At 49.7% G+C, this 18,562-nt stretch carries 17 protein-coding genes; 7 read left to right on the top strand and 10 right to left on the bottom strand.

The window, feature by feature from the left end; genetic code table 11:
- Positions 1-58 precede the first annotated feature (58 nt).
- From OPC11_RS20265 to OPC11_RS20245, 5 genes are all read right to left on the bottom strand, one after another.
- The gene (locus OPC11_RS20265; protein WP_264783164.1) at positions 59-1,288 is read right to left on the bottom strand and encodes a hypothetical protein; all 1,230 of its coding nucleotides are present in this window, start codon (positions 1,286-1,288) and stop codon (positions 59-61) included.
- The gene (locus OPC11_RS20260; protein ID WP_264783163.1) at positions 1,272-2,114 is read right to left on the bottom strand and encodes a hypothetical protein; all 843 of its coding nucleotides are present in this window, start codon (positions 2,112-2,114) and stop codon (positions 1,272-1,274) included. The genes OPC11_RS20265 and OPC11_RS20260 overlap by 17 nt, the downstream gene beginning before the upstream one ends.
- Positions 2,107-2,745: a hypothetical protein gene (locus OPC11_RS20255; protein WP_264783162.1), complete on the bottom strand. Its 639-nt coding sequence runs from the start codon at positions 2,743-2,745 to the stop codon at positions 2,107-2,109. The genes OPC11_RS20260 and OPC11_RS20255 overlap by 8 nt, the downstream gene beginning before the upstream one ends.
- A gap of 52 nt (positions 2,746-2,797) precedes the next feature.
- Positions 2,798-3,205, bottom strand: a complete 408-nt coding sequence (locus OPC11_RS20250; protein WP_264783161.1) for a hypothetical protein — start codon at positions 3,203-3,205, stop codon at positions 2,798-2,800.
- A gap of 78 nt (positions 3,206-3,283) precedes the next feature.
- Complete coding sequence (locus OPC11_RS20245) at positions 3,284-3,544, bottom strand: hypothetical protein (protein ID WP_264783160.1); 261 nt, start codon at positions 3,542-3,544, stop codon at positions 3,284-3,286.
- Between the two features lie 971 nt (positions 3,545-4,515).
- Here OPC11_RS20245 and OPC11_RS20240 point away from each other — a divergent pair.
- The gene (locus OPC11_RS20240) at positions 4,516-6,312 is read left to right on the top strand and encodes an ATP-binding protein (RefSeq protein ID WP_264783159.1); all 1,797 of its coding nucleotides are present in this window, start codon (positions 4,516-4,518) and stop codon (positions 6,310-6,312) included.
- 161 nt (positions 6,313-6,473) lie between these two features.
- Here OPC11_RS20240 and OPC11_RS20235 read toward each other — a convergent pair whose 3' ends face one another.
- Complete coding sequence (locus OPC11_RS20235; protein WP_264783158.1) at positions 6,474-6,653, bottom strand: AbrB/MazE/SpoVT family DNA-binding domain-containing protein; 180 nt, start codon at positions 6,651-6,653, stop codon at positions 6,474-6,476.
- A gap of 280 nt (positions 6,654-6,933) precedes the next feature.
- Here OPC11_RS20235 and OPC11_RS20230 point away from each other — a divergent pair, with 280 nt between their 5' ends.
- The 6 genes from OPC11_RS20230 (at position 6,934) to OPC11_RS20205 (ending at position 13,802) form a co-directional block, all read left to right on the top strand.
- The gene (locus OPC11_RS20230) at positions 6,934-7,488 is read left to right on the top strand and encodes a hypothetical protein (protein ID WP_264783157.1); all 555 of its coding nucleotides are present in this window, start codon (positions 6,934-6,936) and stop codon (positions 7,486-7,488) included.
- Positions 7,489-8,042: 554 nt separating this feature from the next.
- Complete coding sequence (locus tag OPC11_RS20225; protein WP_264783156.1) at positions 8,043-8,537, top strand: hypothetical protein; 495 nt, start codon at positions 8,043-8,045, stop codon at positions 8,535-8,537.
- A 56-nt stretch (positions 8,538-8,593) separates the two neighbouring features.
- On the top strand, positions 8,594-8,974 hold the full coding sequence (locus tag OPC11_RS20220; protein ID WP_264783155.1) for a hypothetical protein: 381 nt from the start codon (positions 8,594-8,596) through the stop codon (positions 8,972-8,974).
- The gene (locus tag OPC11_RS20215; RefSeq protein WP_264783154.1) at positions 8,971-9,303 is read left to right on the top strand and encodes a hypothetical protein; all 333 of its coding nucleotides are present in this window, start codon (positions 8,971-8,973) and stop codon (positions 9,301-9,303) included. Before OPC11_RS20220 ends, OPC11_RS20215 begins: the two co-directional genes overlap by 4 nt.
- Before the next feature lie 381 nt (positions 9,304-9,684).
- Complete coding sequence (locus OPC11_RS20210) at positions 9,685-10,485, top strand: hypothetical protein (RefSeq protein ID WP_264783153.1); 801 nt, start codon at positions 9,685-9,687, stop codon at positions 10,483-10,485.
- 452 nt (positions 10,486-10,937) lie between these two features.
- Positions 10,938-13,802, top strand: coding sequence for an HNH endonuclease signature motif containing protein (locus tag OPC11_RS20205; RefSeq protein ID WP_264783152.1), 2,865 nt, complete (start codon positions 10,938-10,940; stop codon positions 13,800-13,802).
- A gap of 35 nt (positions 13,803-13,837) precedes the next feature.
- On the opposite strand, the gene OPC11_RS20200 is transcribed toward OPC11_RS20205, so the two are convergent.
- The 4 genes from OPC11_RS20200 to OPC11_RS20185 all read right to left on the bottom strand — a co-directional run bounded on the left by OPC11_RS20200 (position 13,838) and on the right by OPC11_RS20185 (position 17,668).
- The gene (locus OPC11_RS20200) at positions 13,838-14,476 is read right to left on the bottom strand and encodes a hypothetical protein (RefSeq protein WP_264783151.1); all 639 of its coding nucleotides are present in this window, start codon (positions 14,474-14,476) and stop codon (positions 13,838-13,840) included.
- 154 nt (positions 14,477-14,630) lie between these two features.
- Entirely contained in the window at positions 14,631-16,730 is a 2,100-nt protein-coding gene (locus OPC11_RS20195; protein WP_264783150.1) for a type B DNA-directed DNA polymerase, read from the bottom strand.
- 10 nt (positions 16,731-16,740) lie between these two features.
- Positions 16,741-17,007 carry a hypothetical protein gene (locus tag OPC11_RS20190; RefSeq protein ID WP_264783149.1) on the bottom strand — a complete coding sequence of 89 codons (267 nt, stop codon included), beginning with the start codon at positions 17,005-17,007 and terminating at the stop codon, positions 16,741-16,743.
- Positions 16,994-17,668, bottom strand: a complete 675-nt coding sequence (locus tag OPC11_RS20185; RefSeq protein ID WP_264783148.1) for a hypothetical protein — start codon at positions 17,666-17,668, stop codon at positions 16,994-16,996. The genes OPC11_RS20190 and OPC11_RS20185 overlap by 14 nt, the downstream gene beginning before the upstream one ends.
- Between the last annotated feature and the right edge of the window lie 894 nt (positions 17,669-18,562).

Raw genomic sequence — 18,562 nt, 5'->3', positions numbered from 1 at the left:
GAATAGATCGTTCGTTATTTGCTCGTTTGTTCTTCCTTGTGAAGATGGCTCAACAAGATCAATCTAATCTGTATTTCGAGTGACGAAGAATTTTCACACGAGACCTGTCTGCTCCGCATGAATACATCTTCCAAGTGAAAGATTTCTCCTTTATATACGGAGATAGCAGCATTATGATGAATATGATCATCACAAATATATTCAAAAATATAATTCCTACAGTCAACTCTGAGCTATACGTAGAGACGATTGGCAAAGACTGTACAAAATTCTCGATCTCATTTGTACTGAGTGCCGCTAGTATGATAGTCACTACAGCTATGATACCACCAAGACCACGCATCACTTGAGAAGCCGACCCAAGTTGTTTAGAGATCCGTTTATAGCGCCTTATCTTCTCATCTATCTGCTCTTGAAAATCACTAAAGATTGGCTCATTCTCAACAGAGGTCAATCTACCTTCAACAAACCGCTGCATATACCAGCCGTCTCTCGTGTCTCCATGTGTTACGAGGATTTTCTCGTTGTCTCCAATGCAAACGTAATCTGCAGTCTCGACCTCGATACCGTATTCCTCCAATTCAGGACAGTGTTCGGCCACTTCTGAATGTACAGAATAACCAGACCGGGTAAAGTAATCCCTCAGAGATCTCTTAATCTCTGTTCTATGATTTTCTACAAACTCCTCGGTGTACTCTGCAAAAACCGCGGTTACCTTATTTCGTACATCGGTAATAATTGATGAAAGCTGATTCCTAAACTGCTCGGAAAGGAGCTCTTCCCACCTAAATCGGTGTCCTTGGTGGTTTTCTGCATTCATGCCACGGAGTAGAACGGGAAACTCCATGTCGAAAGGGTCAATCTTACTCTGTAAGAACGCATCTTTTTCACTAAAAAATTCAAAGATTAGATTATGTTCACCAAACCTGCACCTTGCTCTGTATTGTCCATCCATAGGAGAAATCTCTTCTACAAATTCTAATGGTCCTGCCTCTGAAGCGGTCCGTATCACACCTTCTGAGATCCCTACTGGATCAAGCGTGTATACCGTTCTCTTGGTTCTATATACTTCCTTGCAGCTCGAAGAGAATGGTTTGTCACACTGCTCGCAAAACCCTTTCGTCTTAGTGGTCAGGAATCGCTTGAACGAAGTAAATTTAAATCCTGATTCAGCTCTTGCTGCAGAGCAGATCTCTTCTTTTGTGAAGTATTTACTCTCGACTCCAACCGGTGTCGGACATTCCGAGAGACACTTACGAAGTACCTCTTTCTCAGAGTTGGAGATCATAATCTTCTACGAAGAACTCCAAAAGGGAAATCGCGTTCCCTGGGCTCTGGTAGTCTTCGCTGTCTTGCCATTTTGTGATAAGACGATTTATATTTAATGCCACAACTTGGTAGTCCTGATCCGCAGACTGAGGGATATTGTGTTGTGCATATCTCTTGAAGAAGTTCGCAATATTTCCGTCCCAAATCTCCGAGACTTCATGTTCTACTTCATATTTGTCTTCCTCAGTCACGATTTTATAGATCTCGATACCGATATTGGCTAACACCATATTGTGCATATATCTTCCGAGGACATCATCGTTCGAGACACCCAATTTTGTGGTAGATATTTCAGTAAATTCACCTATAACGTCAGTCTTTTTCATCTCTTTTTCGGCATCCAATGAAATATTATATACATATTTATTCAATAATTCATCCAATGAGGTCATATAGTCTGAGTATTTTTCTGCGGTGTAAATCGCATTTACAAATTGGTCATATTCGTTTGGGGTGACTTCCGCAGAAGAGGTTGTGTGACCATCCTCATAGAAGTTGAGCTGGACAGCACGCATTTCAGAGCGTTCGTCGAGAGGAACATAGAAGGTCACCTTACGTAGGTCCCCTGTTTGCTCTGCGTCCCTAACTAGCTTATTTTTGAGCATTTCTTCATCTCTCGATCCGGAAAAGTCGGCCTTATCGAGGCTGAGTAAGTCAAATTTAAAGCCGTAGCTTGAGTTCTGCCCCCCAAGAAGATATTGAATTGCTAAAAGCTCTGTTCCTTCGAATTGGATCGAGAGATCTATTGGATCAATCTCTTCAAGAGCTTTGATAGTGTCAGACATTATCTTCTCCTCCAATCACAGGACTATCCCGAGCGAGGGCAACTACTATGTTGTATATCTCCTTCTGTAATCTGCCGGGTATTTCTGAATTTGAAATGGACATTAACTTGTGATTTGTATAAATCCGAAGTTCTACGCGGCGTCTCATCGGTACTTTAACGCTCTGCTCGGGACTTAATTCATTAATTTTTTCACCAGATTCATCGTGAACTTGAATAGGAATCTCTTCTGTAGACTCGTATTCTTCAAATTTGACTGCAGTATAGAAGGATACGTCGATTTTGTTATCCTGCTTTTCGAGTTGATTGATGAATAGTGGTTGAGTCAGAATGGCACCAAATGGTTCCGTCAAAGGATTTTCCTCATATTTTTTAAGTTTTTCATACAATCCATTCGTTTCCAGATTTTTTGGGAAGTGAACTAATTGCTGATTAAACACACTCCCTTCCTTCCCATACTCCCGGAACATAGCATCAATAAATTCGCGATACTCTTGCCAAGTGAGCTCATTGGAAAGATTATTTAGAAACCATCGTTTACCATTCTGTGAAACCTGCTCTGGGCTTATTGATGTCTTTTCAATTATAGAAAATACCTCTTTATTATCTATCGTAAAATTGTCTGCAGTCACTCTGTCTTCCTTTTCCTCTACAGTGTACTCTTTCCGAAGGAAAAATTTGTTACTAGTCATTTATGTTCTTGTCTGAGAATGGTGAGGAGTCCGCCATAGCCTTTATCTTGGCTCTAGCGTCATCAATTTGATTTATAGCACGAAAGAGCGAATTATGTGGCTTCTTAATTTGGCTATACGCTGTTTCAACGTGACCAGATCTTACTGTCGAACCTTCACTCTTCCGCTCGGCCACTTTTATAGTCTCTGCCGTGATGACTGCTGCAACCTCATTTAGCGCCTTAATCATGGCCTCGTCTGCTTCAGGGCTAACCTGTAGTTCTGTCTCATCTCTAAGCATCTCTCTTATTTTTGTTGATTTTATGACTTGGTACTCGTTCTCATCCGCATCAGACGAATTAGAGTCATATCCCTCAGAGTTGTCTTCGTTGGTGTTCGGTACGGGCTCGCTTTTACCCATTAATTTTGAATTATATTATAGACATATATACCCCATAGTTTAGGTATTGTCATTAAAAGGAAAGAATGAAGAACAGTGTTATTCTCCTACCGACCACGAAAATCGAACATTAACAGGAAGCTCGTCGGTATCCAGCACTTCCGCGATCTCCTCCGGCGTTACGCTTCCCTGCCGCTCTGCTTTCTCCATCAGTCCGACGAACGCTCCGTTGGGAACGACCGCAGTGTCGCCACGCATCTGGAGATAGAACTCTACTGCACGGTCGAGCGCCTTACTCTTCGTGTTCTCGCCGGTCGCCTCGAGGAGATACTCCATCCGTCGTTCTCGCGTGTCGGTCATTCGGAGACGCATATTTTTGCACACGTCCCCCCGAAACCTAGTTTTATCGACTAACTGGAACAGCAAGTGTATATAAAGGGCTCCAAAAATCGCTCGCTTCGCCTCGTCGAATCGAGTTCGTCCCAATCGCGACCAGTCGATTTTGCACACGCTACTTCGAGTAAACGTGTGCAATTTCGCGGATTCGTTTTTCGCGTTCTACATCTCCAAGGAGGCCGAGTGTGTGTGCCTGCGTCGAAGATGCTTGATTTGGCTGGAGTAAAACGGCGAATCCTCAAAAAACTAAGTTCAATGATTCCGAAAATGCATATTGTATGATGAAATCTAATCTGGCTAGTGACAATCCATGATTTTCCATGCTCACATAGTATATATAAAAAGAATTTGTTTTGTCATTTTAGTGGCTGCTGGCGTACTTTCGCGATACTAATCAGATATCTAACCGTAATATCTATATACCTCAAATCTGTTGGTTTATGTACGCAAGCGTTTGCCGCGCAGGATCATAGCGTATTCTGCAAAGCGGCGTGAGCGCAACAACACGCCCTCACCCACTCCGGGGTCAAAGTGTACTCTGGACAAGTGGCGTGATGATGACCAAATGGAAGCCTACGAACTTACCCGGGAACGGGTACGGCAGGCAGCACCGCAAGACCAACCTGGTTTCTACCGACTTGGTTACATAATCAACGGACGTTTCTTTACTAGTTATGTCGGTCGAAGTGACACCTGTCTCAGGACGCGCTTGATCAGACACACGCAGCGGAGGTGGCAAACCCACTTCGTCTCTCGCCCCACGAAAACCCTCGAAGAAGCGTATTACCAGGAGTGTCTGTTCTATCACCTGGAACGGAAGACAACGGGGAACAAGGTCCATCCTGCCCGTCCCGCCCACACCGACCTGTACTGTCCCTACTGCGAACACGAAAAGACCCTCGCAACGGAAGCACACCAAAACACCGATATCAACAATGTCAATTAAAGCTGAATCACGCGACTTCGCGCACGGAACAACGTTCATCATGGGCGCTCGCGACATGGGAATCGAAACCCTCTCGGCGGTCTATGAACTCATCGACAACTCTCTCGATGCGGATGCCGAGAACATCCATATTCACGTAGAAGACATCGAGGAAGACGGTGAAGAGTTCGTAAGAATCTACGTCGAGGACGACGGCCGAGGGATTACCGAGACCATCGACGATGACGGAACTACATATGACGGCATCACATACGTCCTCGCCTTTGGCGATCGGTACAATCAAGGAGCCGCACAAATCGGAAAATTCGGCTGGGGGCTCTCTGCGTCGGCGACCTGCACATCGGTCCGGACAGAGGTCTACACGAAACAGGAGGACGAAACCGACTGGCGCTACACCTATCTCGACCTCGAGGAGATGGAAAGCACGAACAATACTACCCCCCCGCTCTCAAAAAAGAAGGCTCCAGATCACCTCGACCTCGCGAATCCAGTCCCCGATTCGGGGACAATCGTCTCCTTCGAGAAGTGCGACAACACGAACCCAAAAACGGCTCGTGGTATCGAGGGCCAGCTGATTAAGAACATTCCACGTGTCTACAGAAACTACCTCGACGGTGATATTAGCATCACTGTCAACGGCACTAACTTGGAACCGATAGATCCGCTGTTCATGATGGAAAACGCACGCAACGTCGGCGAACTGCCGGAGAAAGTTCCTCTTGTCGAGGACCCTTACCTCTCCAAAACGATCCATCTAGAGGAGAAGAAGGGAGACAAAAAATATCCGGTGAAGCTGACTGTCGTCCAGCTTGATGTAGAAGCGATCCGCACCAGTGATGCATATAGCAGGACGTGGATGTCTGACCACAACCTCACGGAGGCCAATCAGGGGTTCAGCATCGTGCGGAACGGTCGGGAGATAAGGAACGGTCTCACACTTGGCATCTTCAAGCGTCACGCCAGCAAGAACTTCATGCGAGCCGAGATTGAGTTCCCACCCGAGCTAGACGAACGCTTCGGCATCCAGACGGACAAGAGTCGTCTTTCCCTCAAACAGTCCGTCAAGGACAAGATCGAAAACGGGCTCGAAAACTCTCCGAATCAGATCGCCCGAAAGACAGAAAAGATCCGGAAGAAGGTCATCGCCGAGGAGCAGAAAGCCGAGGGTGATGCCGAGCCGTCGCCTAGCGAACGGGCAGCCGAAAAGGCGGCAAAGTTCATGAAGAAGCCTCGTAACCAGACAGATGAGGAACGCGAGGAAATTGTGGAGCAGGTCGAACAGGAAAAGAAAGAGACAATCGAGAAAATCAAAGAAGACCCGGAACTCGACAAGCAACAGAAGGAAGAGCAAATCGAACAGGAAGAGAAGAAGTACGAGCGCCAGAAGAACGAGAACTCGCACAACGTCACGACTGCAACTCTTGGTACTGGCCACTTCTACGAGGCCGAGTTCCAGGGGAACCAAGTAAACGCTATCATCAATGACGGTCATCGGTTCTACGAAGTCTATGAGCAACTCCGGACGGGAGGATACCGCGATCCTGATGCAGTCTCAACGGATGGTGGTGTCGAACAAGAGATGGGCACTCAGACCGAGGAGAGCGTGCTCATCGATCATATGCTCTTGGCAGCAGCCCGTGCTGAACTCATGATGCAGGATCGCTTCGGTGAAGATGCCTTAGAGTACATATATCAGTTCCGCTCGGAGTGGTCTGAGTTCCTGCGTTCGTTCATCAAGTATATGGATGACGGCATCGAGGAGGCCGCTCCAAACCTCCGGAACTAAATAGCGGTCTCATTTTCTCAAGCGGTTTTTTGTCATTTCGGCACCGATTAATTGGGCGACTTCTCCTATTTGCGAATTGCGACGAATTGCTCGACAATAATGGGGTTCACCGCTTCCTCTATCACGGAGTTTAGCGTAAGTGGGCGTCTTTTAGAAGACTCTCAGTTACGATGTGGTGAGTGAATCACCGCCGTATCTTCACCTTCCTTTCCCGTCCAAAGGACGTCGTCGCCACCTTTGATACCGAGTTCCTCGACGACATCCGAAGGAACCGTAATCTGAATACACCCATCACCTTGCTGTGCTTTCCGCGTATCTGCGAACTGTCGTTGGATTCCCATAGTAACTATGCTCCACCTGCGGACCGTCTTTCGCTTAAAGATTGAGGCTCTACAAAGCCGCTCCATAGTAATGAGTCAGCAAATTTCAAGAAAAATATAATTTAACAGAGGCGTGCTTGAAGGCTGTTTCATCGGCCGGCCTCTCCGGCCGAGTGAGTAATCTATGACACGGGAAACCGATCGAGAAAGCCCAGAAACCTCATTTTCAGAGGGAACGGTGCGGTGGGACAGACTGGAAACAATACAAGAAGGGTGAAGCGGATGACGAGGGCGATTCCGCGTGACCCACGAGTGCGAGTTCGTCGAGGATTGCACTGACACGGTTCGCACGTGCGGGGCTGACGCCGATCTTGTCGAGGTCGCTGACGTCGAGGTCGCGTTGTGCCCGAGACATATCCAGAAAATTCCTGCCGGAGAGCCATCAGACGCACTCACGACGTACGAGAACGACCGCGGCAAGAAAGACACGCTTGGAGGGTTCGTAGACCGTGACGACACCGAGAACGTGATTATTACACACGCCGATAATCTGGCGTTCCCTGACGCGAGTGCCTTTCCGCGGCGTGAAATACGACGAATCGGGCGACAGCGACAAGAACACCGACGTGTCGGCGTGGAGTGCGACACACTGGAGCACGACCGACGCTCCACGAGCCGCAGCGACCAGCTCGTCAATAGTGGTGGTACTCGTGCCGGCGTCCTCGGTCGCAATGTCGTCGAAGACCGTTGCCGCGATTTGGCTCGTGTTGGCGTTCTGAAGGTCAAAAACGGAGAAGTTAGAGGCCACCCGAACATCTACCGAGAGGTCCAGCAAGATGCACCTATTATCGGGTGAGGTCGACCTGTCTCAATCTTATTAACCATTAAATAGGTACTACTGATTCCATAATGAAAAATAGGAACAAATTAGTCCCGTGGGTCTTCTACAAATTCGTAGAGGCCTCTATTCACACGTCGAATCCAGCCTGCATCAACCAGACTTCCGAGTGCGTCGTTAACGCGCTGTTTTTCTAAGTCTGTAACATCTCTGATTCGAAGCGGGTTCGCTCGCTGTTCTTCTTTGAAAACTTGCAGAACAACCTCCTGGTTCTCAGTGGGTCTAAACTCTTCATTAACCATAGTTACTATAGTACTCATTCCGTCACCTCATTAGTCCTTTCGTGCAGAATTACTTAGTGATTTCCAGAGTAATCCTATAGTCCGTTACTAAGTAACGCTTATTAGGATGGCGCTATAAGACAGTAATATAGAAGCGTGGATGGTCAGAAACTCTGGCCGGGTGGTGGGACACCCGACCGCGCTTCTGGAACACAGAAGCATGACTAGCAATACCCCTACCGTAGAAAAACGCATCGACTACCAACCACCCTGCATCGGAGGACTGCACTAATGGCGTCCTTCGATGAGAAACCCAACGGCGGGCTGCTCTCCCTTGAGGCCCAATTCGGCACAAAAGTCTTCCACCCAGTCAAGCGCCTCGAACCCACAGCTGAAACCGCCGCCCAGGACCCCGACCAACCCACGCCCACTACCGACGAGCCAATCACCCGCGCATACCTCGTCGAACTCCGCGTGGGCTTTCAAACCCGAACCAAGACTACCAGCCAAGCGCCCTACCTGTACTGCATTTACGCCACGCCGGACTGCCAGCAATTCTTCGAACGCCGTCTCCCGATCGACTACGACGAGGAGGGCTTCCAAATTCCCGAGGACACCGACACCTACCGCTCGGTCGCCACCACCAAAACGGGCAATCCAAACCTCCCCTCGACACCACCGGGCGAAACCCACGCCAAAACCCGCGCACACTACCAGCGGATCCTCGCTCGGTGCTACGGCATCGACGCTACCACCCACACCACCACAACCGAGGTGCCCGCGTAGATGTCCCCCACAGAACGCCCTTCCCGAAGAGCGACAGCCATCGGCGGTGATGGACGATGACTCGCACGTCCACCTCGATCACCCCCGAGGAGATCGAGAACACATTCGAACGCTGTCCCCACTGTGGAACCTACGCGGTGAAGATCACCGACTCCCATTACTGTGATACCAGATTCACCAGCAGTCTCACCGACCGCGAACGCGACCAGCGCATCACTGCCGACCCGTATCCTGCCGATGAGACGGTCGCTATCGTCGATCAGCCTGCAGGCGACGCCTTTGCCTATCACGAACTCGACGGGGACAACCACTCGCTCTGTACGCTGCAGACCGACAACCCACTCGCCTATTGCACGCGTGCAGAGGCACAAGACGATCAGTACGCACCCTGCCAGCTCTGTCAGCGCCTGCGGGAAAAACAGGAGGCCGAGCAATGACCAACCAGCGGACGGTTCTCGGTCTAGAGTGTGCGGATCCGATTCAGATCCACACGCAGCAGCGCACGCTCACGGGCATCGTCTATCAGTGTGAGCATTCGGAACCCGAACTGTCCTGTCGTGGTCCTGAACCCGGTGAGCACGTCTTGTACGTTGTCACGCCGTCGAACGATCTGTATCGATTGCAGTACCGGTACTACGACGAGTACGAGCACACCGACACCAAGCTCGATCATTACGGACGCACCCCCTCCGGGAAGTACGCGTGGTTGCGCACGTACGCCACGGTCGAGTGCATCGTCAACCCCACGGGAGGTGAGCAGGCGTGAGCGGATACGCTCCAAAGCCGTTGAACCCACGCGATACCGAGGCACTCGTTCAACGTCTCTCGCCCGGTGATTGTGTTCGTATCACGACTACAGAGTTGCCACGGACGGTTTGCACCGTCAAAGCAACGAACTCTCGGACACGCTGTGGACCGCACCTCATTCTGACGACTCCACCGATCACCACGACGGCACAGGACGAACTACAGTATCCCACCTTCCATTGCACCAGTCAGCCCGATTCTGCCATGACTGTTCTCGAGTACACTTACACCGCCACTGACACGACTATCCTTTGTATCGGCACGCTCACCACCATCGCTCACCTGCCGCGTCTTTCGACGCCAGCAGAGGACACTGCGGCCACAGTGGAGGCGTGTGCCAATGAGTGACACCACTACGTCCGGAGCTACCACTCTCGAAAATGTCTCGATCGGTGACCTCGCTAAGCACGTCCAATCGCTCAGTGATCGTGTTGACGATCTCGAACAGGACGTCGCCGAAAAAGACGAGCGAATCAACGACCTCGAACAGCGAGTTGACGACCTCGAAGACTATCGCGAGGAAGCGACGAAAGAGCATGCCAAGGACCGGCAGAAGCTCGGTAGTCTCGAAGACACGACCGAGACCATGGAATCGGACATTGACGATCTCACCAAAGCAGAGGAGAAGAATGCACGAGTTCGGGCGTCAGTCTCGCGTATAATCAATCTCGTTCGCGATTACGAGACTGAAGAGAGTGTTGACGATGACTCGCCGAACCTCGCCGCTGAAGCAACCAATGCAGGTCGCCAGCTCTTCGAGACGATTCAGCGTTCGGAACAGAATACAGAGCTCGTGAACTTCCGCGAGAAGCGCGCCGAGAGTCAGCAAGTCGAGGACAAGTATCTTGATGTCCTCGAGTACGCGAAGAACGTCGCCAAGACGAATGACGTGATGGTTGCACGGTTAGGATATCGGGAGGTTGCAACTCATTATGGCTGTGCGTACAAGAACGATGGCTATCGGGTAATGGAAGAGATGGCCGAACGGGTGCCCGGCGTGACGTACAAAGAGTCACGGACGCTGTCCGTGGATGACGCCATGGGTGTCGGTGGTCACCACATCGAAATTACGTTCGCACACCCCAACTTAGCCGGATGGATGCGCGCCCACGAAGCCAATGCGGCGAACGGAGGGCGCTAATTATAGCATTGTAATCACGGGGGTTCGCAGAACCCCCTCTCAAACAAGCCACCACACGAGATTCACACCGCTTTGCCGGTGACACATGGTGGTAGTAGTGTGTTGGCTACGGTGGAGTGCGTCTTTTTCTGCGTCATTTTCTGCGAAACGGAGGGGGTCGCTCTCGCGATCCCCCTCTATTACAATATTATAATCGACTCCTTTTACCGCCGACACAGAAGTCTAATTGTTGATCCAATATTGAGAGTTCTTTTGTGTCGTTCGATGTTTTGCTTCGCAATCGAGACGTAAACTAGCAGTCGATGTCCATGCTTATCTACTCGTTTTATTATAGTCATTTTACCAGAACTAGACTGGTTCTACAGAAGATGTCCACAGCCATATAACCAGTTGTATTATTAGAAAAGCGAAGGTATCATATTCGCTGCTGATAAATATTAAGTCCTAAAAAGATGGGTTCGCCGATCATATCGGGAGTAATCGACCGAATTAGTGGAAGCGGAAACGGGATGCTTCGAGCCGATAACACTGAATTCAATCTTGGCCCTCTTCCCCATACTGCCGTCGGAAATTCCGTGGTTGCAGTTCCACTTTCTGGAACCTGGGCTGTTTGTCTCACGCCCTATACTGAGAAAGACGAGTACCTTTCAGAGTTCTTGGCAGCGACAGGGAAAAATCTGAACGAGGTAATGGAGGTATTCGCAAATACGGAAGGACCAATCAATAAGTACTTTCAAACGGATCTTCCAAATCATTTTCCAGAAGACCTTGTAGTGGGATTAACTTTGGACATTAAGATTGTAGTTAGCGATTCTGCTATGAGTTATGTCATATTCAACGATGGAAACGTTATAGAAGTCAATGTTCCATTCCTCCCACCAGGTTATGAGACAACTATTGAGATAACAGATTCAACTTCACTGATTCCGACGGGAGTAGTAGCCGAGTCGATAATAGGAGATGGACCTAATTCGGGGACGGAAATTACTGTCGAGATTATGGGTAAAAAAGAGTCTACTGCATATGCGATCCACGAATCCGTTCCTGTGGTTTTACCGGAGTGTGCTGCCACTGTGGGAGATCAAGTACACGTCCAAGTCGTATCGGAAGAAACAGGCTCCATACGGGCAGAAGTGGCGGCGTTATCGGAGGATAGCCGGTTGGCACGCGGCGATTCATTCGAAGTGAAACATGATATGCCTCCTGCTAATAAAAAGACAGCACTGATTATAGAAGGCTCACCAGTTCTGATTACCGCACCGGCTCTCCCGATACATGGCGAGGTACCACTCGTAGTCACGGACGTTAAACCGAACACGGTTATCGCGGAAGTCGATTTTACAGCATGGGATGGGGTCAGATTCGAGATTGGCCAAATACTGACACTTAAGACCTTCAATTGGTATGGAGACCGATTCATCGGGAAACACGATGGCGTGCCAATTACTATTTCTGTTTCTGAGAAACCGCCTGTTGATCCAGACTCACTCGATGTCGTGATCACCGATATCTCTCCAAATGAGATATCAGCAAGTATCGAGCCCCATCCGCGACTTGAATCACTGAATGAGGAGGACTTAATCACGTTATCAATCAACGAAAGGCAAGAAGGGTATCTACTCGCGGAACATCGACGATTTCCGGTGTGGATTCCGTTCGACGGGGAAATAGTGCCATCCGAACTAACCGTCACCATTACTCAAATTACAAATCATGGTATCTTCGCCTCGCTCGCTACACTCCCGGATCGAGCACTGCCAGGTCAAGGTGAAATCGTTCCTGCGAAAGTCGAAGCTGAAGATCTGGCTGCTGCGACTGCGTTTTTGAAAATATCCGGTGAAACCGATCCATATGCTGTTCCAGTAATCTTTCCAATCACTACTGACGTCAAAGGAGAAGTTGGCGTCGAAATCGTCGCCGAAAATAATCCGTATCTACTTGGGGTTCTCCGATCGACTGGCGTGGGAGCAGACACGAAATTAGTTCCGAATTACCTATCGGAAACCCAGCGAGCAATCATCGCAGTTCGGAATCGGTTGCTAGGCAAAGCTGTGTCGGCCTGGACAGCCGCCGCCAAAGAGACAAATAACGAACTCAGAGAAGTGGAGGCTCGACGGGCATCAGCGTACGGAAAGGCAGAGATGGCACTAAATGATGGGCAATATGAGACGGCCGAATCGAATATTAATGATTTTAAATCATACTTGTCCAACACTAATATTCTGGCACAGTATCACCACAATCTCGATATCGAATTGGACGTTTATACCCAATTAATAACAGCGACTCGCGGGCGTGCACCAGATTCAGCTACTGGATTACAGCGAATCGCATATAATATCAGCTCCAGGCCCCAGGTCAATCAGGCTGCAGCTAAAATCCCGATTACTCCGCGGGATCAAGATCAAGACTGGAACATGGTTTTCCCACATCCGTTTGTGGTTGACCGTATAAGACAACTCTGTGAAAAGTTTGATTCGATACCAGATGCCGCGAAAAACATCCTTACGAATGCGCCTATGTTAGAGGAAATGCAATGGTCGGTACCACCCGCCTCTGAAGAGGAACCTCAACCGACTGGTTCGCTTGACGAACCGTCGATCCCCCTGGAATTGTCTGAAGTTAGTGAGCAAAATCCCCAATCACAGGGGCAACAAAACAATGAAGAGGAGATTTCATCACCACTCAACAAGGAACGAAACTCCCAAAAAGTTTCCAGCAGCGAACCAGACAATAGGAATTCACTCGAACACGATTCTGAAGCAAGTGTGGCGACCACTACTGATACTGTCGAAAACAACAAGCTGTCAGAGATTACAGACACCAATTCGGGGGTGAGTGATAGCACAGTTTCCGTTAGAGAGTCCAATTCGACAATGAAACCAACAGATGAAGATGGACTAGTAGTCGAAAGGGAGAATCCAAAAACTCCTAGGGAGTCTGATGAACTTAGGTCGTTGAGACGAAAAGCCGAACAGGCTGCCTCCACTGATCCGTCACGAGATACGTTTCAAACTGGTGGTGGATCAAGATATCAGCGAGCACAGCCAATTAAGGAGTTCGTTAAGGTACGTGCTGATGGCATGTGTGAGGCCTGTGGAGAAGCCGCGCCATTCGAGAATAGAGCTGGGGAACCATATTTAGAGGTTCACCACATCGACGAACTTGGAAAAGGCGGTGAAGATCATCCGTCAAAAGTCGTTGCTTTGTGTCCAACATGTCATAAACGAATTCATCACGGACAAAAGGGCGAACAAATCAACGAAGAACTTCGTGACAAACTCCAAAATGGACTAGCAGAGATTGGGACTAAATAAGTCGAGATTTTATATAGTCTAAATTCTTTTATAATTTAGAGGCCAAGGATGCCGATTGCACCTGCCTGAAGTCCAAGCATGGCAAGTTTGGCAGCAACACTTGTACTATACCTTTTAGCATCGTGAATAAACTGCCTCAGCCTACCTGGGTCAGGATTATCACTTTCTAATTCATCTTCGAATTGTTCAGTAATATCTTGGAGTTCATCTTGATAAGCAGCAGCTTGTGGATCAAGTTGTATCAATTCCATGATGGACTCAATATTCACTTGCTGGTTTACTTCTTGCTGGACATTTTGATTTGAATCAACAGATACCATCACCATTCTATTCGTGGCATCGTTTCCATTTTTCCGCTCAGGGAGTTCGTAGTCTAACGCATTTGCAATTCGCTCACATCCTGATCGAATTTCATGTAGAGCTTCGTCACGCCGTTTGGAAGGTATATACGTACTAAATTCGGGAGTGTTAACAGATCCTCCTTCTGTACGTCCTTCTACTTGTTTTGTGTCGATGATTATTTTATTGTCTTTGAACTCATCTTGTAGTTTTAATAGTACGCGATTGAAATCCTCGGCCAATGGCTCGGTCGCATCCTCATATTCGTTTTCAATTGCTTCTGTACTTCGCTCGAAAATCCGTCCTAATTCGGATATCCAGTAATCTATTTTCATGTGAAAAATGTAGCAGTTAGAAGTATTTATATTCAGTTATTTACTGTATTGACTACTCTGTATCTAATTAAGAGTATAGAAATTGACTCACCGTCAACTCTGATCTGGCACCGCTTGAAACAAGAGTTGTATTAACAACTACATTCCACAATTTTCAAACAAATGATTGTAAGCTCGACTCGGTATACTGCCCTAATTCCTCCTCAATATCCGATTCCCGCCATCCAAGCGGTGACAACACACTCGCTGCCGCACGAACCAACAAATCCCGATAGAACCCGACATCATACTCGTTCAACTCCTCACTCGCTAACAGCACCCGCTCTCGCGACTGCTTTGCATCGTCCACCACCACATACGACACACTCTGACCAGGGGCACGCCCCAACCCCAAATCAGCCGCTCGCTCTAATGCCGCCACACTCCGCGTCGATTGCGTGTAGTCCTCCTTCTTCTTCGAAACCCGATTCGTGATCACCAACGCATTTGGATCGATCGCTCCCCGCTCCAGTCGATCAACCCACGACCGCAATTCCTCACAAACAGCTTCCGGATCACGATACGCATCGACCGCTCGAATCAACGCTTTCTGCGCCGCATCGATATACGACGGCGTACTCCGCTGGCGACACTCGATACCCCGATACTTGTACTCATCTTCGCCAGCGACCTTTCCGAAATACTTCGTCAACGCACCAGCATCCGAATCACGCAACGGCACGAACGATATCCAGTCGTAGTGGGCTTCATGCTCAAGTCGAATCTCCACCTCTTCAGAAATCTTCGAGACAAGCGCAGACAGCGATGTCTGCTCCTCCCCATCGATCGGCGTCACCCACACACTATCGACGATGCCATGCACGATCCGCCATCCATGCTCCTCGAGCACTGCTTTCGTCTCTAACAGAATCTCCCGAGCATACGCATTGATCGCCTCATGGCACTCGATTCGTCCGAACTTCGCATTCGAGAAGCCTTGATAGCCGAAACACGAGACCAAAATCCACTTGATCGCGCTCGATTGACCCTCCAACTCCTCGCGACGCTCTTCATCCTCAGTTGCTCGAATCTCGGCTTTAATTGCATCCCGATCCTCGATTAACGGCTCAAGCACGTCAGGAAGATACCCCCGCTCGTCACAAATCGAATACCCGATGCCCGGTACATCCTCTCTCTCGGCATGGCACTCACATCGAATCTTCTCCGGACTCACGTTCCGCGTGACGATGATATTCGGATACAACGAGGAGAAGTCGAGTTCATGAACGTCCTCGTGCAGCCCGACGTCCGGTGAAAATGTGAACCCACCCCGGTCGGCGTCGTGCAGCTGGCGCATCGTTTTGAATTTCTCGTGACGCCACGAACGCCACGGAACAAGCACGTCTAGCTCACGGGCTTCCTGAATTTGAATCCCGGTCAGAATGTTTCCGATCGACGACCACGCCAACTCCTGCAGTGGCTTGCCCGACTGCTCAACGAGATACAGACAGCCATCGAGGTTCGTTTGATTCCACATGAACGTATTCGACCCGTCGATGATCACCCGTCCAGGGAGATTGTAGCGTGCTGGTGAGTGGCCGACTTGCCCGTAGCTTTCGTAGGTCGACTCACCCGCCAACTGCTGCCACCCAGGTCGTCGTCCCAACTGGAACTCTACATCAAGCCGCTCAGCCTGCTGGAAAAGAACGGGAATGAGGTCACTCGTATTCAAAAAGAGAACGTCAGGGTCAACCGACTCAACTCGATCCGACAATGCTGTTAATATGTCTTCACCACTCCCGGTCACCGTCTCATCGTCGATCGTGACTTCAGTAACCTGCTCACTCGCGAGTTCCGTCTCCGAGACGGCAAGCTGCATCTGCGAGAGTTCGTGGGTCGGGAGTGGGTCAACTCCCTCTTCGAGACAGTAGCGGAACTCCCGCGAGAAGTCGACGTTATAGCACCGATACTCACCAGGCGAGCCCCACTTGCTCACCATTCGCGCCACCGAATTCACCGCCTTGAGGTCGACCACATCCACCCGAAGCACTTGCTCGTGGTCGTGCCGAAAGCTTACGCGTTCATCGACGATAGCAACCCGAACAACGGCAGGATGGTCATGGAGTGCAGCACGTGCCGTCGAAAAATCGACGTCACCATGCACCGACACGTAGATCGTCGGCGTATACGACTCATCGACTTCACACTCCACCCCAGACTCAGTTACCGACCAAGTGAGGACGTCGCCGTCGACGGAGTCGATTTTGTACACCATCGTCCCATCACTACCGGTTCAAATCGTCCTCAACGTGATCAAGGCGGTCTTCGAGATCCTCAATCTGCTTTTGCTGCTCGATGAGCATCGAAAGCAGCGCTGGAATCTCGACGAACTGGTGGTTCTGGAGCTCACTCGCGTCCGCATGCGCCCTGGCATATTCGAAGAGCCGATCAAAGACGCCCTGGTCATCGTATCGGAGTGCCCGCCGATACTCCTGCCACCGCGATTCCATTGCCCGGAGCAAATCACGATACGTCGCGTTAGTACGCCCCATTCGCACTCACCTCCGGTGAAACGTCAGCATCAACGACCGCCGGATGCCGATTCGCCAATATACCCTTCCAATACGCGAGTGTCGTTTGTACCAACCCATTCTCCAGCGGGTAGACCAACGTCTCGTACTCCTCACTGGCGAACCGTGGTCCGAACTGAGTCCGTTCACACCGAATCGTCTGATCAGCAATGTCGTGAATCGGTGCTGTCAGTGTATCATCCGTCTGCAGCGTCAGAAGTACTGGAATCTCAAACCGTTCGGCAAGCTCGTTGATCCGCTCGGTCACAGCCGAGAGCATTCGCTCGTCGTCACCACGCGGAAGATCCTCCGACCGGTAGAACCAGTCAAGAGCTGGAAGGACTGCAATCGCAGTCTCGTCCGAGAGTTCACCAGTAAGCTCCTGCACGAGACGCTGGTGTTGCCACGGGGTGAACGCCCGAGCGATGTGAATTCGGTCGAGGACACGCATCGAGGGTGTAATCTGTGTCAGCGGCTGTGTTGTTCCGTGCCCGTGAGCATCGACCCAGATGGCCGAACCCTGTTCGAGGAGCAACTGGTCGAGAACCAGCGACTGTAATGAGCCCGTCATTCGCTCGTCGGTTTCGAGCAGTGTAATGCCGGGGTCAAGTGACGGGAGTTCTGGCGATGTCTGGCGCATCATCACAGATCGTATTTCACCAGGGTATCAGATAGGCAAGCCAGGGTCGCTTCCGAATATTCCAATATAGGAACGACCGAGGTCAACCAGAGCGAGTTACCACCATACTGGACGCCACAGTAACGCAAGAACACTCCCTCTGCAATTGGTGAAGTGGACTGGTTCACTGCATCAGTAGAAGCTCGCCAGAATCTCGGGATATAATAGATTAATTGGCCAGTCTGAGCCCCACAACCAATCTATAAAATCTCGATGAAGGGAGCATGAACACGAGTGAATTGGTCGATGAGTTTGTAGTGAATTACACACCGCACCTCCGGACAGTTCAAAGGGGTTGGAGATGATTCAACTTCACCTCAGCTGACGCAGTTATACACGACTCAATGGCAGTCAACTGCCGCCAACGATGCCTGACAGCGCCAGCAGATTTCAACAGTTTCTATCGATTTCCGATTCGGATTTCCGAAATACTGGCTCTAAACAGACAAGACATCGAACGGGACTTGGTTAGTATAATATACTAATAGCAACCACACTGCTTGGTTCTCGCAAAAGGAGACCAATACAAAAGGGGCAAGACAGCCAGTATGTTAGTTCAAATACCGAATTAGCCGTTTAAGCGTCTACGGGTGGCGACTTACATGGATACTGTCGGTTCCGTTTATTAGGATGAAAATAAGATAGTTTCGAGCTAAAATAGTCGCGATTGAGAGAAACCACTAAACGAACCCATTGTTGGGTCACGATTGAATTGTCGAGCCGGTGGGACGCCAGTGCCGAAAGTATGTGCACCGATGAGTTCAACCTCGATATCTTTCCGATGTTTCTCGTTAGTTCCTCTCGCAGGGTCCGGAAGGGATGCAGCTGAAAACAAAGCATCTTGCCCGTCAATCGCGA

The sequence above is a fragment of the Haladaptatus sp. T7 genome, assembly GCF_026008575.1.
In the GTDB taxonomy this organism is placed as follows: Archaea; Halobacteriota; Halobacteria; order Halobacteriales; family Haladaptataceae; genus Haladaptatus; species Haladaptatus paucihalophilus.
The sequence above is the reverse complement of the archived record's forward strand: the minus strand, read 5'-3'. Positions and strand labels throughout refer to the sequence as shown.

Bases quoted from the DNA above. Each gene is read 5' to 3' on its own strand.
- OPC11_RS20250 (WP_264783161.1), bottom strand. From the start codon at position 3,205: ATGGGTAAAAGCGAGCCCGTACCGAACACCAACGAAGACAACTCTGAG.
- OPC11_RS20200 (WP_264783151.1), bottom strand. From the start codon at position 14,476: ATGAAAATAGATTACTGGATATCCGAATTAGGACGGATTTTCGAGCGA.
- OPC11_RS20215 (WP_264783154.1), top strand. From the start codon at position 8,971: ATGACCAACCAGCGGACGGTTCTCGGTCTAGAGTGTGCGGATCCGATT.
- OPC11_RS20265 (WP_264783164.1), bottom strand. From the start codon at position 1,288: ATGATCTCCAACTCTGAGAAAGAGGTACTTCGTAAGTGTCTCTCGGAA.
- OPC11_RS20225 (WP_264783156.1), top strand. From the start codon at position 8,043: ATGGCGTCCTTCGATGAGAAACCCAACGGCGGGCTGCTCTCCCTTGAG.
- OPC11_RS20235 (WP_264783158.1), bottom strand. From the start codon at position 6,653: ATGGGAATCCAACGACAGTTCGCAGATACGCGGAAAGCACAGCAAGGT.
- OPC11_RS20185 (WP_264783148.1), bottom strand. From the start codon at position 17,668: ATGATGCGCCAGACATCGCCAGAACTCCCGTCACTTGACCCCGGCATT.
- OPC11_RS20240 (WP_264783159.1), top strand. From the start codon at position 4,516: ATGTCAATTAAAGCTGAATCACGCGACTTCGCGCACGGAACAACGTTC.
- OPC11_RS20245 (WP_264783160.1), bottom strand. From the start codon at position 3,544: ATGACCGACACGCGAGAACGACGGATGGAGTATCTCCTCGAGGCGACC.
- OPC11_RS20195 (WP_264783150.1), bottom strand. From the start codon at position 16,730: ATGGTGTACAAAATCGACTCCGTCGACGGCGACGTCCTCACTTGGTCG.
- OPC11_RS20205 (WP_264783152.1), top strand. From the start codon at position 10,938: ATGGGTTCGCCGATCATATCGGGAGTAATCGACCGAATTAGTGGAAGC.
- OPC11_RS20220 (WP_264783155.1), top strand. From the start codon at position 8,594: ATGACTCGCACGTCCACCTCGATCACCCCCGAGGAGATCGAGAACACA.
- OPC11_RS20210 (WP_264783153.1), top strand. From the start codon at position 9,685: ATGAGTGACACCACTACGTCCGGAGCTACCACTCTCGAAAATGTCTCG.
- OPC11_RS20190 (WP_264783149.1), bottom strand. From the start codon at position 17,007: ATGGGGCGTACTAACGCGACGTATCGTGATTTGCTCCGGGCAATGGAA.
- OPC11_RS20260 (WP_264783163.1), bottom strand. From the start codon at position 2,114: ATGTCTGACACTATCAAAGCTCTTGAAGAGATTGATCCAATAGATCTC.